Source organism: Gryllotalpicola protaetiae (assembly GCF_003627055.1).
GTDB classification, from domain to species: Bacteria; Actinomycetota; Actinomycetes; order Actinomycetales; family Microbacteriaceae; genus Gryllotalpicola; species Gryllotalpicola protaetiae.
Window position 1 is genome coordinate 1,176,847 of the sequence record NZ_CP032624.1, and the last position, 15,147, is coordinate 1,191,993.

Consider the following 15,147-nt stretch of genomic DNA (forward strand, 5'->3'; position numbering starts at 1 on the left):
GTGATTGCGTCCTCGCGAGCACAGCTCGCTCGGCGCTGACCGCGCGACGACCCACCGGGTCGCCGCCGCTGAGCGGTCAGCGCTTCTTCGCAGGCGCCAGATAGAAGTGCGTGCTCTGGGCCGTGAACTGGATGGTCACCTGGCGGTCGAGCCCCGAGGGGGTCTGGAACACGGTGGTGAACGGCGTGTAGCCGTCCGGGCAGGCATCCGTCGCCTTCTTCACCTTCATCGTGATCTGATCGGGCGCCGTGATCTTGTAACCCGTGGCGTACGGCGGGCAGTCGCTCGAGCCGTACAGCGTGACGGCGAACTCGCTGCCGTCCTTCTTCATCCACACGGCCCACGGCGCGCCGCCCGCGCTCGACGCGGGCGCGGTCACGCCTTTCGGCTCGCCCTTGTAGTGCGCGACCGGATCGGGTGAGACGGATGCCTGGCTGGCGCACCCCGCCAAGAGCAGCGCGGCCGCGGCGAGCGCGACCGGGGTCGCGAAACGGCGGCGGGCGCGGGCTGACATGCCCCCGATCCTACGATTCAGATGCTGGCCGAAACCCGTAGGCTCGCCCGCGTGAGCAACCTCGAGCTCGACCCGCGCGAGACCGTCGACGAGTGCCGCGCCGCGGGCGAATCCGCCGCCCCGATGGTCGTGCTCGAACCGCGCGAGGTACCTCTCGGCGGGCCGCGCGCGATGACGGTGCACCGCACGCTGCCGCAGCGCGCGCGGTCGACGATCGGGGCGTGGTGCTTCGTCGACCACTATGGACCCGACGACGTCTCACTGACCGGCGGCATGACCGTGCCACCGCACCCTCATATTGGGCTGCAGACGGTGTCGTGGCTGTTCCGCGGCGAGGTGCGGCATCGCGATTCGGTGGGCTCCGACGCGCTGGTGCGCCCCGGAGAGCTGAACCTCATGACGGCCGGGCACGGCATCTCGCACACCGAGTACTCGACGCCGACCACGACCGTGCTCCACGGAGTGCAGCTGTGGCTGATGCTGCCGGACGCCTCGCGCGACGTCGCGCCGTCGTTCGAGCACACCGAGCCCGTTCCCTTCTCATTGGCGACGGATGCCGGGGAATCCGTTCGCGCGCACGTGTTCGTCGGCTCGCTCGTCGACTTCCCCGAGCATGCCGCCGTGACCGACGTGCACTCGCCGCTGCTCGGCGCTCAGCTCGAGCTGCCTGCTGGGGCGTCGCTCGACCTGGCGCTCGATGCGTCGTTCGAGCACGGCATTCTCGTCGACCAGGGCGCTATCGAGGTCGACGGGGCCGCGCTGAGCGAGCGCCAGTTGGGCTACCTCGAGCCGGGCCGCGAGCGAATGCGCGTGTATGCGACGGCGGAGTCGCGGGTGCTGCTGCTCGGCGGCGCTCCGCTCAACGAGCCGATCGTCATGTGGTGGAACTTCGTCGGCCGCACGCACGACGACATCGTGCAGGCGCGTGCCGACTGGCAGGCGCAGGCGATCGAGGGGTCGCGCGAGGCATCCGGCCGCTTCGGCTTCGTCCCTGAATCGCACGGCGAAGGTCCTCTGCCCGCCCCGGTCCTCCCCACGGTCCGCCTCAAGCCCCGCGAGCAGTGATCGGCGCGCGAGCTGTGCTCGCGAGGGCGCAGAACTCGCAGGGGGCGCCCGGTAGCCTGGACCCCATGCGCAAAGTCCTCGTCACCGGTGGCGCCGGCTTCATCGGCTCGAACTTCGTCCACTACCTGATCGAGAACACCGACGACCACGTCACCGTTCTGGACAAGCTGACCTACGCGGGCAACCTCGCGAGCCTCGAGGGCCTGCCCGAGGACCGCTTCACCTTCGTCAAGGGCGACATCGCCGACGCCTCCGTCGTCGAGCCGCTGGTCGCGGCATCCGACGTCGTCGTGCACTATGCGGCCGAGAGCCACAACGACAACTCGCTGCACGACCCGCGCCCGTTCCTCGACACGAACATCATCGGCACCTTCACTCTGCTCGAGGCCGTGCGGAAGCACGGGGTGCGCTACCACCACATCTCGACCGACGAGGTCTACGGCGACCTCGAGCTCGACGACCCGCAGCGCTTCACCGAGCACACTCCCTACAACCCCAGCAGCCCCTACTCGAGCACCAAGGCCGGCAGCGACCTGCTCGTGCGCGCCTGGGTGCGCAGCTTCGGCGTGCGGGCGACGATCTCGAACTGCTCCAACAACTACGGGCCGTACCAGCACGTCGAGAAGTTCATCCCGCGGCAGATCACGAACGTGCTCACCGGCGAGCGCCCCAAGCTGTACGGCGCGGGCCTCAACGTCCGCGACTGGATCCACGCGAACGACCACTCGAGCGCCGTGCTGACCATCGTCGAGAAGGGCGTCATCGGCGAGACCTATCTCATCGGCGCCGACGGCGAGAAGGACAACAAGTCGGTCGTCGAGCTGATCCTGACGCTGACGGGCAACCCGGCGGATGCCTACGACCACGTCGTCGACCGCGCGGGCCACGACCTGCGTTACGCCATCGACTCGACCAAGCTGCGCACCGAGCTCGGCTGGCAGCCGCGGTATCAGGACTTCGAGGCCGGCCTTGCCGCCACGATCGACTGGTACCGCGCGAACGAGGCGTGGTGGCAGCCGCAGAAGGCGGCGACCGAGGCGAAGTACGTCGCCCAGGGCCAGTAGGCTCCTTTTCCGATGAGCGACTCGACCCGCCCCGCCCTGCACGAGAGCCCGATCCCCGGTCTCTTCGTCGTCGACCTCGATCTGCGCGGCGACAACCGCGGCTGGTTCAAAGAGAACTGGCAGCGCGAGAAGATGCTGCCCATCGGCCTGCCCGACTTCGGGCCGGTGCAGAACAACGTCTCCTTCAACGACGAGGTCGGAACCACCCGCGGCATCCACGCCGAGCCGTGGGACAAGTTCGTCTCGGTCGTGCACGGCCGTGTGTTCGGCGCGTGGGTCGACCTGCGTGAGGGGTCTTCGTTCGGCACAGTGTTCACCGTCGAGATCGGCCCCGAGACCGCGGTGTTCGTGCCGCGTGGCGTCGGCAACGCGTACCAGACCCTCGAGCCGAACACGGTGTACTCCTACCTCGTCAACGACCACTGGTCGCCCGACGCCGGAGCGAAGTACACCTTCCTCAACCTCGCCGACGAGACCGCCGCGATCGACTGGCCGATCCCGCTCGACGACGCCGTGCTCTCCGACAAGGACCGCGCGCACCCTCGCCTCGCCGAAGTGCGGCCGATGCCGGCGAGGAAGACCCTGGTCCTCGGTGCGAACGGCCAGCTGGGCCGGGCCTTGCGGGCACAATACCCCGACGCCGAGTTCGCCGACCGCGGCGAGCTCGACATCACGGCCTCGGATTTCGAGACAGCGCGACCTTGGCGCGACTACGGCGTGATCATCAACGCGGCGGCCTACACCAAGGTCGACGAGGCTGAGACGGATGCCGGGCGCGCCGCCGCCTGGTCGGCGAACGTCACAGGGGTGGCCGCCATCGCCCGCGTCGCCGCAGCGAGCGGCATCACGCTCGTGCACGTCTCGAGCGACTACGTCTTCGACGGCACCGCCGCCTCGCACCCCGAAGACGAGGCGTTCAGCCCGCTCGGCGTCTACGGCCAGACGAAGGCGGCGGGCGACGCGATCGTCGCCACCGTGCCGCGGCACTACATCGTGCGCACCAGCTGGGTGATCGGCGACGGCAACAACTTCGTGCGGACCATGGCGAGCCTCGCCGAGCGCGGCATCGCCCCGAGCGTCGTCGACGACCAGATCGGGCGTCTCAGCTTCACGAGCGAGATCGCGGCAGGCATCCGCCACCTCATCGATTCGGAAGCCGCTTACGGCACCTACAACCTGACGGGCGCAGGTGAGCCGGCCAGCTGGGCCGAGATCGCGAGGCGTGTGTTCGCGGCGACAGGGCACGACGCGGCATCCGTCACGGGTGTCACCACGGCTGAGTATTTCGCGGGCAAGCAGGTCTCGCCGCGCCCGCTCAACAGCGTCCTGCCGCTCGGCAAGATCGAGGCGGCCGGCTTCAGCCCGCGCGACCATCTGGTCGCACTCGACGAGTACCTCGCGAACGAATAAGGAGACCCCGATTTTGCGTATCACGGTCATCGGCTGCGGTTATCTCGGCGCGGTTCATGCCGCGTGCATGGCCGAGCTCGGTCATGAGGTGCTCGGCATCGACGTCGATCAGGCGAAGATCGAGGCGCTGTCTGCGGGGCGCGCGCCGTTCTACGAACCCGGCCTGCCGGAGTTGCTCGCCTCGGCGAGTGCGACGGGGCGGCTGAGGTTCACGACGGACATCTCCGAGGCTGCCGGCTACGACGCGCACTTCGTCGCGGTCGGCACCCCGCAGAAGAAGGGCGAGAACGCCGCAGACCTCACCTACGTCGACGCGGCCGTCACCTCGCTGGCCCCGCACCTGCAGCCCGGTGCCGTGGTGATCGGGAAGTCGACCGTGCCCGTCGGCACCGCCCGCCGCCTGGCCGGCATCGTCGCAGCCGCGCAACCCGACGCGACGCTCGCGTGGAACCCCGAGTTCTTGCGCGAGGGCTTCGCGGTGGAGGACACCCTGCGCCCCGACCGGCTCGTCTACGGCCTGCCCGAGGGCGGCGCCGGCGACCGCGCGAAGTCCGTGCTCGATGAGATCTACGCCGTCGCGCTCGCCAACGAGACGCCTCTGGTCGTCGCCGGCTACGAGACGGCCGAGCTCGTCAAGGTCTCGGCGAACGCGTTCCTCGCGACGAAGATCTCCTTCATCAACGCGATCGCCGAGGTCGCCGACGTCACCGGCGCCGACGTGACCGCGATCGCCGACGCGATCGGCTATGACGCGCGCATCGGCCGCCGCTTCCTGAACGCGGGCCTCGGCTTCGGCGGCGGATGCCTGCCGAAGGACATCCGCGCCTTCCAAGCCCGGGCCGGCGAGCTCGGCGCCGACCAGGCCCTCACCTTCCTGCGCGAGGTCGACGCGATCAACATGCGCCGCCGCTCCCGCGCCGTCGACCTCACCCGCGAGCTGCTCGACGGGTCGCTGCTCGGCAAGAAGGTCGCCGTGCTCGGCCTCGCGTTCAAGCCGGAATCCGACGATGTGCGCGACTCGCCCTCTCTCGACGTCGCCTCGCAGCTTCGCGCCCAGGGCGCCCGCGTGATCGCCTACGACCCGCAGGCCGTGCCCAACGCGAAGCGCCTGCACCCCGAGCTCGACTTCGCCGACTCGGCCGAGGAAGCGGCGTCCGCCGCCGACGCGGTCGTGCTGCTGACCGAATGGAAGCAGTTCCGCAACCTCGACCCCGCAGCGTTCGGCGCGATCGTCGGCAACAAGAACATCCTCGACGGCCGCAACTGCCTCGACCCGGAGCAGTGGCGCGCCGCCGGCTGGCGCTACCGCGCGCTCGGCCGCCCGTAACACCTAGGAGCAACACGTCATGCGCGGAATCATCCTCGCCGGCGGCTCGGGCTCGCGCCTGTGGCCGATCACCAAGGGCATCTCGAAGCAGCTGATGCCGATCTACGACAAGCCGATGATCTACTACCCCCTGTCGACCCTCATGATGGCGGGCATCAACGAGATCCTGATCATCACGACGCCGGAGTACAACGCGCAGTTCCGCGCTCTGCTCGGTGACGGCTCCCAGCTCGGCGTCCGCCTCGAGTACGCCGTGCAGCCGTCGCCCGACGGGCTCGCACAGGCGTTCATCATCGGCGAGGAGTTCATCGGGGACGAGCCAGTGGCGCTCGTTCTCGGCGACAATATCTTCCACGGCGCCGGCCTCGGATCGTCGCTGCGCGGCCACACCGAGATCGACGGCGGCCTCATCTTCGCCTACGAGGTGAGCGACCCCGAGCGCTACGGCGTCGTCGAGTTCGACGAGTCGTTCAAGGCGGTGTCGATCGAGGAGAAGCCGACCGAGCCCAAGTCGAACTACGCCGTTCCCGGGCTGTACTTCTACGACAACTCCGTCGTCGAGATCGCGAAGACGATCGAGCCGAGCCCCCGCGGCGAGCTCGAGATCTCGACGATCAACGAGCGCTACCTCGAGGCGGGCCGGCTGCAGGTGCAGGTGCTGCGCCGCGGAACCGCCTGGCTCGACACCGGCACGTTCGAGTCGATGATGCAGGCGTCCGAGTACGTCAAGGTCATCGAAGACCGTCAGGGTTTCAAGATCGGATGCATCGAGGAGATCGCCTGGCGCGCCGGGTGGATCACCCTCGACGAGCTCGAGACGCTCGCGAAGCCGCTGATCAAGAGCGGTTACGGGCAGTACGTGCAGCGGCTCGTGGACACGAATCGCAGGTAGCCCGATGCCCGAGACGCCGCACCTCGCCGTTCTGATCGACGCAGACAACGTCGCGCCGCGACGCCTCGCGGCGCTCCTGGCCGAGGTCAGCAAGTACGGGGACGCCTCGGTCAGACGCATGTACGGGGACTGGACCAGCGACCAGCTGAAGAGCTGGAAAGGCGCGGTCAACGAGTACGCCATCCGGCCGGTCCAGCAGTTCGCGTACACGACGGGCAAGAACGCCACAGACAGTGCGCTCATCATCGACGCGATGGACCTGCTGTACACGAGGCGGTTCGACGGGTTCTGCCTGGTGTCCTCCGACAGCGATTTCACCGGCCTCGCCTCGCGGCTGCGCGAGTCGGGGGCGACGGTCTACGGCTTCGGGGAGCGCAAGACGCCCCAGGCGTTCGTCAACGCCTGCAATCGATTCACGTACTTCGACGTGATCGAACTCGACGTGGATGAGGCGGAAGCGGCGGCCACCGCCGCGGCCACCGAGGTCGCGGCCGAGGCCATTGCCGGGGCGACGAAGCCGAAGGCGAAGCAGTCGGCGAAGGCCGTTGCGAGTGTGCCCGCGCGGAAGCAGCCGACTCAGAACGAGCTGCGGGGCGACACCCGGCTCATCCAGCTGCTGCGGGCAGGCATCCGTGATGCGTCCGATGACGACGGCTGGGCCGACCTCGCGGCCGTCGGCCAGCTCATCCGCCAGCAGGCGCCGGAGTTCGACCCGCGCAACTGGGGTTTCGCCAAGCTCGTCGGCCTGATCAACGCGATCGGGTTGTTCACCGTGACGCGAGTCGATTCGCCGAACGGCGGCTCGCTCGTGCGCGTGAAAGACGAGCGGCCATAACGGTGCGATGGATGCCGGGGGCAGGCATCCGTCGCCCGAAACATCTCACTGCAGCGCGCTCGTGAGCCGCGCGAGATTGTCGGCGATCGTCGAGCGCATGGGCTGCTTCGCCCACTCCTCACGCGTGAGCTGGCGACTGTTGTCGCGGTAGCTCTGCTCGACCTCGCGCAGCTCGGTGACGAAATGGCGGCCGCGCACCATGAGCGAGATCTCGCTGTTGAGCTGGAACGAGCGGATGTCCATGTTGCTCGAGCCGACCACTGCGACCTCGTCGTCGATCGTGAAGTGCTTGGCGTGCAGGATCGTCGGGGCCTTGTACATCCAGATCACGACACCGGCCTCGAGGAGCTGCTCGTAGTACGAGCGCTGCGCGTGGCCCACAAGCCACTGGTCTGCGATCTCGGAGACGAAGAGCTCGACGTGCACGCCGCGCTCGATCGCCGTGAGGATCGCGTTGAGCATCGACTCATCGGGCACGAAGTAGGGGCTCGTGATGATGATGCGCTCCTGCGCGTAATAGAGAAGCGCGAGGAAGAGCCGCAGATTGTTCTCACCCGGGAAGCCGGGGCCGCTCGGCACGAGCTGGCAGTCGATCTCCTCGCGGGGCGGCGCGAGGAACGTGGGCTCGACCAGCCGCGCTTCGCGGGCCAGCAGCTGGTCTGTCTCGACATACCAGTCGGTGATGAAGATCGCGTTGAGGCCCGAGACGATCGGGCCGTCGAGGCGCACGACGAGCTCTTTCCACTGCAAGCCGCGGCGCTGGTTGCTCTTCTTGTCGTAGCCCGCGTCGATGACGTTCTGCGAACCCATGAACCCGACCTGGCCGTCGACGACGACGAGCTTGCGGTGGTTGCGCAGGTCGGGTCGCTGGTAGCGGCCCTTGAAGATCTGGATCGGCAGCATGAGCTGCCACTCGGCGCCCATCTCGGTCAGGCGCTTGATGGTCGCGCGGTAGCCGCGGGTGCGCAGGCTCGCGATGTGGTCGAGCAGGACCCGCACCGTGACGCCGCGCTTCTTCGCGCGTTCGAGTGCGTCGAAGAACGGGGCCGTCGTCGGGTCGAGCGTGAAGATGTAGAACTCGACGTGCACGTAGCGCTCGGCCTTGTCGATCGCGGCGATCATCGCGTCGAAGCTGCCCTGATAGTCGGTGACGATCATCGCCGAGTTGCCGCCGACGAGCGGCATAGAGCCGAGGCTGCGGTTCAGCTGCACGACCTGCTCGAGCCAACTCGGCCACGGGTGGTCACGGCGAACGCGTTCCATGCCCTCGGTCTGATCGAGGATGAACTGGTTGATCTGGGCCTGCTTCGCCTGGCGGCTCTTCGGCAGCTTGTACGAGCCGATCAACAGGAACACCAGCAGACCGATGTACGGGATGAAGTTGATCGCCAGCAGCCATGCCGTCGCGCTCGTGGGGCGGCGGTTGCGGGGAACGACGATGATCGCGATCACGCGGAACACGAAGTCGACGATCAGCCCGAAGATGATGATCGCAGAGGTCCAGAATCCCGCGTTCATCAGGCCTCCGACCGCTAGTTCTTCGAGGGCAGACCCCTCTTGGCGCGTTCCTCAGCCTCAATCTTGGCGTACACCTTGCGCTCGGTGCGGTCGGCGCGCACGATCGCCGCCATCACCCACCAGAAGATCAGCCCGACGAGCACTGTGGGGGCCAGCGCCCAGACGATCCCTTGCCACGCATTCATGTCGGATGTCACTTTATCGACGGCTTGGTGTGGGACGGCTGTGTGGATTCCTCCACAGTTCGGGTTTCACTCCGATTAGTACACAGATTTGAATGTAATGCTTTTATTTTTAACTCCCTCGTGTTAGCTTGGCGGCATGTCGATCGACGAGTGCTTATGTGAGCTTCCGGGCCTGTTGGCCGGAATGCTTCCGCATGCCTCCGACATCGGCCGGCTCGGCGACGCGGAGCTGACCGAACTCGTTCGCGCCCTCGGGCAGGCAGGGTCCGCGCTTCAGGGCTGCGCCGCCGTCGCCGCGGCGGAGGTCGAGACGCGGTCGCGGCGCGAGTTGGGGTCTGAGTCGTTGGCGCGGAAGGCCGGGGTGAAGTCCGGGGCCGAGCTCGTGCAGAAGCTCACCGGGTCCTCCCTCGGCGACGCGAAGAAGGCCGTGCGGGTGGGCGTGATGCTCGAGACCGCTGCTGAGATCGCGCCGGAGCCTGAGGCGGGTGCCGGGCCCGGGCCGCGCTCAATCGAGGCCCTCGCCGCGCTGGGCGGGTCCTAGTCTGCGCCCGTCGCGGTCGCGGTGCGCAACGGCTGGCTCGCCGCCGAGCACGGCGACCGGCTGCTGCGCGGCCTCGGCGCCCCGCACGACGTCGCCTCCACGCCCGCGTTCCGTGCCGCCGTGCTGCGATTGATCGGCGATTGCTGGGACGGAGAGCTGCCTGCCGAGGCCGTCGAGAAGGCCGCCAAGGCGGTGCGCGCGAGCCTTGACCGGGACTGGGCCGCCCGCAACGCGGCCCGGCTTTACGAACAGCGGTATCTGCGACGCACCGTGCGCGGCGACGGCATGGTCAAGTTCGACCTCCTCGTGGACCCTCTGACCGATGCGCAGATCTGGACGCCGATCTTCCGGCACCTGTCTCCGAGGCTCGGCGTCCCCCGTTTCATGACCGACGACGAACGACGCAAAGCCGAAGAGCTTCAGCAGGACGCCCGCAGCAACGAGCAGCTGATGTGCGACACCCTCACCGGATTCCTGCTGGCCGGGGTCACCACCTCGAACCTGTTCGGGAAATACACCCCCACCGTGAACATCGCCGTCACCACCGGAGAGCTCACGAAGGCGATCACCGCCGACGCCGCCCGGCGCAACGGCACCCCACCACCCGGCGCCCCGCCTGGTAGGCCGCCCGGACGGGACAGCACCAGATCGCCGGCACCCGGCAGCACCCCACCGGACGGCAACCCGCCCGACGGCATCGCCTGGCTCGACGGGAAGCCCGAACCGATCACCGGCGCCCAACTCATCACCGCACTCTGCGACGGAGCAGCCGCCGGCATCCTCCTCGACGACACCGGGCAAGCCCTCGACGCCACCAAAGCCGAAAGAACCTTCTCACCCAGGCAAAGACGCGCCATGGCCATCCGCGACGGCGGCTGCCTCATACCCGGCTGCACCACGCCACCCGCCGCCTGCGAAGCCCACCACAACAACCCCTGGTCCGAGAACCCCACGAACCACAAGACCGAAACCCGCGACGGCATCCTGCTCTGCAAATACCACCACCTCAACCTCCACAACCAAGGCGGCCACATCCAACGACGCGGAAACCAGTACCGGCTCCACTGGCCCGGCAGACGACCCATCCGACTCATCCCCACACACGGACTCATCACACAACTACGCACCAACGGAGCGATCGCATGACCACTCCTGTCGGACGTGCTGGCTAGCGTGAGTGGCATGCGGATTCTGCATACCTCCGACTGGCACGTCGGGCGCACCTTCCACGGGCATTCCACGCTGGAGGCCCTCGGCACCGTGCTCGACGCCCTGGTGGACATCGTGCGCGAACGCGAGGTCGACGTGGTCGCTGTGGCCGGCGATGTGTTCGACTCGGCGACGCCCTCGGCAGACGCATTCGCTGTTCTCGGAAGAGCGTTGCGCGGCATCCGAGCCGCTGGCGCCGAACTCGTCATCACGAGCGGGAATCATGATTCGCCCGCTCGACTCGGGTTCCAATCCGAGTTCGCGGCGTTCGGCGGCGTGCACATCGTCACCCGAGCCCAGGACCACACGACACCGGTCACGATCACGGGGCGCGATGGCGTTGCGGTGGACTTCTATGGGATCCCGTATCTTGAGCCAGCGCTCATCAGGCATCTGTGGCCCGACGAGACACTGCGGACTCAGGCCGACGCCGTGCGGTTCGCGATGCGGAACGTCGGGGCGGCGGCCCAGGCATCCGATCACCGCTCTGTCGTGCTTGCGCACTGTTTCGTTGCCGGCGGTGGCGACCAGGCGAGCGACGCGGAGCGCGATCTCAGCGCCGGTGGGCTCGACGTGGTGCCGCTGTCCGTGTTCGAGGGGGTCGACTATGCAGCGCTCGGGCACATCCATGGGCGGGCGAGGCTGGCGGACAACGCGCGGTACTCGGGGGCGCCGCTGCACTACTCGTTCAGCGAGGCAGGGAAGCCGCGCGGGGCGTGGCTGGTCGAGCTGGGGGCGTCCGAGCCTGCGTCTGTCGACTGGGTCCCGCTGCCTGTGCCGCGCGCGCTCGCGGTGCTGACCGGAACACTCGATGAGTTGCTGACGGACGCCACGCTTGCGGTTCATGAGAAGGACTGGGTCAGTGCGGTTCTGACCGATCCGACCCGGCCTATCGACGCGATGCGGAAGCTTCAACGGCGGTTCCCGCACTGCGCCAACCTGGTGCACCGCCCTGCCGACGTGGCCGACGACGGCGCCTCCGGCTATCGCGAACGGGTCGGCCGAGGCGTGCCTGATGGTGAGCTGATCTGCTCGTTCCTGAGTTTCGTGCGGAACGGCGAGGGGCCGAGCGAAGACGAGGCCGCGCTGATCGCCGAGCTGGTCGACGAGCGAACACGAGCGGCGGCAGCCCGATGAGGATCAACCGGGTCACGATGGCCGGCTTCGGTCCGTATCGGGGCGAGCAGACCGTCGACTTCGACGCGTTCGCCGACGACGGCATCTTCCTGATCGGTGGGAAGACGGGCGCGGGCAAGTCGACCATCCTCGACGCGATCTGCTTCGCGCTTTACGGCAGCGTCCCACGCTACGAAGGCCAGACCGGGGCCGCGACCAAGCTGCGCAGCGACCACTGCGCGCCCGAAGACCCGAGCTTCGTCGAGCTCGAGTTCACGGTCGGGCCCGACAGTTACCGGCTACGTCGTTCACCCGAGTACGACCGCCCGAAGTCGCGCGGCGATGGATTCACCACCCAGAAGGCCGAAGCCGAGCTCATGGTTCGCGAGGGCGACAGCTGGGTCGGGCTCGAAGCGCAGCTGCGCACCGTGGGCGCAAAGGTCGCCGAGATCGTGCAGCTGTCGCAGGAGCAGTTCCTCCAGGTGATCCTGCTCGCGCAGAACCGGTTCCAGGAATTCCTGCTCGCCAAGAGCGAAGAGCGGCAGGCTCTGCTGCGCACCCTGTTCGGAACACGCCGCTTCGACGACTACGACGAGGCGCTGCAGGAGCGCCGCAAGGCGCTCGAGTCGGGGGTCGCCGGGGCGCGAACTGAGATCTCTCAGCTAGCCCGTCAGTTCGCCGGGGTGTTTCCCGCGGAACCGGGCACTCCCGAAGCTGAGGTGCCGGCGGAGCCGGGTGAGGTCGTGGAATGGATGGGCGTTCGACGGGATGGCGAACGTGAGCGGCTCACGACTGCCGAATCGTTCGTCGAGCAAGCGGATGCCGCTTGGCGCGCGGCCCAGGCCGAACACACTCGTCTCGCCGAGCTGCGCAGGCTTCAGCAGCGGCGCGCGGCAGCGGAAGCACGGCGCGACGCGCTGCGGGAAGCCGCCGTCGAGCTCGACGCGCTCGCCGACCGCGCTCTCGCCGATGCGGGAACACACCTTGGCGAGCAGTCGTCGCTCGAGGCGGCAGGCGCCGGTCTCGCCGAGCTCGGCGGCTCGCTTGCCGCCGCAGCCGACGCCGAGAAGAGGATGCCTGCGCTGGATCGCGCCATCGCCGCCGCCGATGCGAAGTGCGAAGAGGCCGATGCCGCGCTCGAGACGGCGAAGCAGCGCGCTGTCGACGGGAAGCGGGAGCTCGCCGAGCTCACCCCCGCGATCGACGCTGCGTCCGCCGCCGCATCCGACCAGGCAGCCGCCCAGCAACGTGCGGACTCCATTGCCGCCGTGCTGAAGTCGCTCGCGTCCGCCGAGGAGGCCGAGCGCACGCTCGAGGTCGCCCAGCGGCGAGAGCTCGAAAGCGGGCAGGCGCGCACCGCGGCGTCCGCCGCGCTCGACGCCCTGCGCGCTCAGCGACTCGACGGGCACGCGGCCGAACTCGCCCGGGCACTGAGCGAGGGGGAGCCGTGTCCGGTCTGCGGCTCGACGCATCACCCGGCGAAGGCGGTCTGGAACGGCCGGATCGTCACCGAGAGCGATCTCGCCGACGCCGAGTCCGCGCTTGCCACTGCCGAGACTGAGGCGGCGCGGCGCTCTGCCGAGGCGACGGACGCGAAGGCCAAGCTGGCCGAGCTGCAGGGCGCGGCCGCCGGCCACTCCGTCGCCTCTGCCGAAGCGGTGAAGTCGGACGCGACGGTGCGGCTCGAGGCGGCGAAGTCGGCATCACAGCGCGCGAGCGAGCTTCGGAGTCGACGTGACGCCGTGAGCAAACTGCTCGCGAACCACGACGCCGAGCTCGACAGGCTGCGCGCGGCGTGCGACACGGCCAACACGCAGCGCGCGACCGCGCAAGCCGAACGGGCCGAGGCGCAGAAGGCCGTCGAGGCCGCATTGGCCGGGCATCCGACCGTCGCGGCCCGCATCGCTTCGGTCACCGCGAGCGCGCGCGTGGTGCGCGACGTCTCGCAACAACGCCAGCGGCACGCGACCGAGGTCGCAACCGTCGACGCGACGCTCGCCGAGGAAGCGGTGCGCAGCGCACCCGCCGAGCCGGTCGAACTCGAAGCGGCGGAGACGGCGTTGGGGCAGGCATCCCGCGCACGTGATGCCGCGCTCTCGGCGCGCTCGACTCTCGCTGCGCACCTCACGACCGCCGAGTCACTGCTCGTCAGCGCCCGCTCGACGTACGAGAGGTCCGCCCAGCTCGCCGCGCGCTTCGAGGTCGTGCAGCGGCTTGCCAACACCGTCCACGGGCAGTCGCCGAACACGATGGCGATGCGCCTTGAGAGCTTCGTGCTCGCGGCCGAACTCGAAGAGATCGTGCTCGCGGCGAACGCGCGGCTCACGCAGATGTCCGGCGGCCGATACCTGCTCGAGCACTCCGACGAGCGGGCCGCCCGTGGCGCGCAATCCGGCCTTGGGCTCGCCATTCTCGACCAGCACACCGGCGTGCCCCGGCCGACGCAGTCGCTGTCCGGCGGCGAGACCTTCCTGGCGAGCCTCGCCCTCGCGCTGGGGCTCGCCGAGGCCGTCACCGCACGCGCGGGCGGCATCACTCTCGACACGCTGTTCATTGATGAGGGGTTCGGCTCGCTCGATTCCGAGACGCTCGAGATCGCCATGGGCACGCTCGACTCGCTGCGCGCGGGCGGCCGCACCATCGGCCTGATCAGCCACGTCGAGGCGATGAAGGAGCAGATCCCGGCGAAGCTGCAGGTCGACGTGGCCGACGGCGGGTGGAGCGTGATCACGCAATCGTGATCCGCGAGGTCAGAGCCAGTCGTCCCAGCCTGCGACGTCGCCCGACAGGTCGAAGCTCTCGGCGATCGTCGGCCTCCGCGGCGAGACGACGAGGCCTCGCTCAGCCAGGGAGGCGGCGATGTGCGCCGCGTACCACTGCGGCCACTGCTCGTCGTAGACCCCGCCCAGGTCTTCCTTCTCGTGGACTCCGTGAGCGGCCGCGGCAGCGGTCAGCAGCTCGAGGATCAGCCGCTCGGTGCGGGGAGCGTCGAACGCGGCATCCTTCTTCGCCATCCCGCTCACCGCCCCGGAAGCTTCTCGACGACCTGCTGGACGACCCACTCGTTGCCGTCGGGGTCGTCGAACGAGACATATGAGCCATAGCTGGTCGCGGTCGGGTGCGGGCCGTCCACGCGGTTCGCGGTGCCCGCCCAGTGGAAGATGCCGTCCCGGTCGTGCCAGATCGGTGTCACGTCGACGCCGCGCGAAACGAGCTCGGCTCGGGCCGTGGCAAGATCCGGCGTGACCAGATGCAGACCGCGGGCACTGCCCGGCTCCTGCTCGGTGAGGTGCTCGCCGAACGTGACCGAGGCGGCCGAGCCGGGCGGGGTGAACTGCACGACCCGAAGGCCGCGAGCCGTCGTGAAATCTGCGTCAAGACGGAAGCCGAGCGAGGCGTAGAACGCCTTCGAGCGGTCGACATCGGACACCGGGATGACGGTGATCTCGAATTTGAGTTCCATGACAGCGC

The 15,147-nt window shown here is 68.7% G+C and carries 15 protein-coding genes; 10 read left to right on the forward strand and 5 right to left on the reverse strand.

Going from position 1 to position 15,147, the window contains the following annotated elements:
* Nucleotides 1–76: 76 nt before the first annotated feature.
* Nucleotides 77–514 carry a hypothetical protein gene (locus D7I44_RS18400; RefSeq protein WP_181445600.1) on the reverse strand — a complete coding sequence of 146 codons (438 nt, stop codon included), beginning with the start codon at nt 512–514 and terminating at the stop codon, nt 77–79.
* Between the two features lie 51 nt (nt 515–565).
* Here D7I44_RS18400 and D7I44_RS05785 point away from each other — a divergent pair, with 51 nt between their 5' ends.
* The 6 genes from D7I44_RS05785 (at nt 566) to D7I44_RS05810 (ending at nt 7,107) form a co-directional block, all read left to right on the forward strand.
* Nucleotides 566–1,579, forward strand: a complete 1,014-nt coding sequence (locus D7I44_RS05785; protein ID WP_162940078.1) for a pirin family protein — start codon at nt 566–568, stop codon at nt 1,577–1,579.
* Nucleotides 1,580–1,644: 65 nt separating this feature from the next.
* Nucleotides 1,645–2,643, forward strand: a complete 999-nt coding sequence (gene rfbB, locus D7I44_RS05790) for a dTDP-glucose 4,6-dehydratase (RefSeq protein WP_120788618.1) — start codon at nt 1,645–1,647, stop codon at nt 2,641–2,643.
* 12 nt (nt 2,644–2,655) lie between these two features.
* A complete protein-coding gene (locus D7I44_RS05795) occupies nt 2,656–4,053 on the forward strand; it encodes a sugar nucleotide-binding protein (RefSeq protein WP_120788619.1) in 1,398 nt (465 codons plus the stop codon).
* A gap of 13 nt (nt 4,054–4,066) precedes the next feature.
* Complete coding sequence (locus D7I44_RS05800; RefSeq protein WP_120788620.1) at nt 4,067–5,380, forward strand: UDP-glucose dehydrogenase family protein; 1,314 nt, start codon at nt 4,067–4,069, stop codon at nt 5,378–5,380.
* A gap of 19 nt (nt 5,381–5,399) precedes the next feature.
* Nucleotides 5,400–6,272 carry a glucose-1-phosphate thymidylyltransferase RfbA gene (gene rfbA / locus D7I44_RS05805; RefSeq protein WP_120788621.1) on the forward strand — a complete coding sequence of 291 codons (873 nt, stop codon included), beginning with the start codon at nt 5,400–5,402 and terminating at the stop codon, nt 6,270–6,272.
* A 4-nt stretch (nt 6,273–6,276) separates the two neighbouring features.
* Nucleotides 6,277–7,107 carry an NYN domain-containing protein gene (locus D7I44_RS05810; protein ID WP_120788622.1) on the forward strand — a complete coding sequence of 277 codons (831 nt, stop codon included), beginning with the start codon at nt 6,277–6,279 and terminating at the stop codon, nt 7,105–7,107.
* Nucleotides 7,108–7,152: 45 nt separating this feature from the next.
* Here D7I44_RS05810 and cls read toward each other — a convergent pair whose 3' ends face one another.
* Nucleotides 7,153–8,625 carry a cardiolipin synthase gene (gene cls, locus D7I44_RS05815; RefSeq protein ID WP_120788623.1) on the reverse strand — a complete coding sequence of 491 codons (1,473 nt, stop codon included), beginning with the start codon at nt 8,623–8,625 and terminating at the stop codon, nt 7,153–7,155.
* A gap of 14 nt (nt 8,626–8,639) precedes the next feature.
* The gene (locus tag D7I44_RS05820) at nt 8,640–8,810 is read right to left on the reverse strand and encodes a hypothetical protein (protein WP_162940079.1); all 171 of its coding nucleotides are present in this window, start codon (nt 8,808–8,810) and stop codon (nt 8,640–8,642) included.
* A 136-nt stretch (nt 8,811–8,946) separates the two neighbouring features.
* Between D7I44_RS05820 and D7I44_RS05825 the strand changes: the two genes are divergently transcribed.
* The 4 genes from D7I44_RS05825 to D7I44_RS05840 are packed head-to-tail and all read left to right on the forward strand — an operon-like array spanning nt 8,947 to nt 14,417.
* Nucleotides 8,947–9,351: a hypothetical protein gene (locus D7I44_RS05825; protein WP_120788625.1), complete on the forward strand. Its 405-nt coding sequence runs from the start codon at nt 8,947–8,949 to the stop codon at nt 9,349–9,351.
* Nucleotides 9,352–9,372: 21 nt separating this feature from the next.
* Nucleotides 9,373–10,497, forward strand: coding sequence for an HNH endonuclease signature motif containing protein (locus D7I44_RS05830; protein ID WP_120788626.1), 1,125 nt, complete (start codon nt 9,373–9,375; stop codon nt 10,495–10,497).
* A 36-nt stretch (nt 10,498–10,533) separates the two neighbouring features.
* Entirely contained in the window at nt 10,534–11,697 is a 1,164-nt protein-coding gene (locus tag D7I44_RS05835; RefSeq protein ID WP_120788627.1) for an exonuclease SbcCD subunit D, read from the forward strand.
* On the forward strand, nt 11,694–14,417 hold the full coding sequence (locus D7I44_RS05840) for an AAA family ATPase (RefSeq protein ID WP_120788628.1): 2,724 nt from the start codon (nt 11,694–11,696) through the stop codon (nt 14,415–14,417). Before D7I44_RS05835 ends, D7I44_RS05840 begins: the two co-directional genes overlap by 4 nt.
* 9 nt (nt 14,418–14,426) lie before the next feature.
* Here D7I44_RS05840 and D7I44_RS05845 read toward each other — a convergent pair whose 3' ends face one another.
* Complete coding sequence (locus D7I44_RS05845) at nt 14,427–14,699, reverse strand: hypothetical protein (RefSeq protein WP_162940080.1); 273 nt, start codon at nt 14,697–14,699, stop codon at nt 14,427–14,429.
* Nucleotides 14,696–15,139, reverse strand: a complete 444-nt coding sequence (locus D7I44_RS05850; RefSeq protein WP_120788630.1) for a VOC family protein — start codon at nt 15,137–15,139, stop codon at nt 14,696–14,698. The genes D7I44_RS05845 and D7I44_RS05850 overlap by 4 nt, the downstream gene beginning before the upstream one ends.
* Nucleotides 15,140–15,147: the final 8 nt, after the last annotated feature.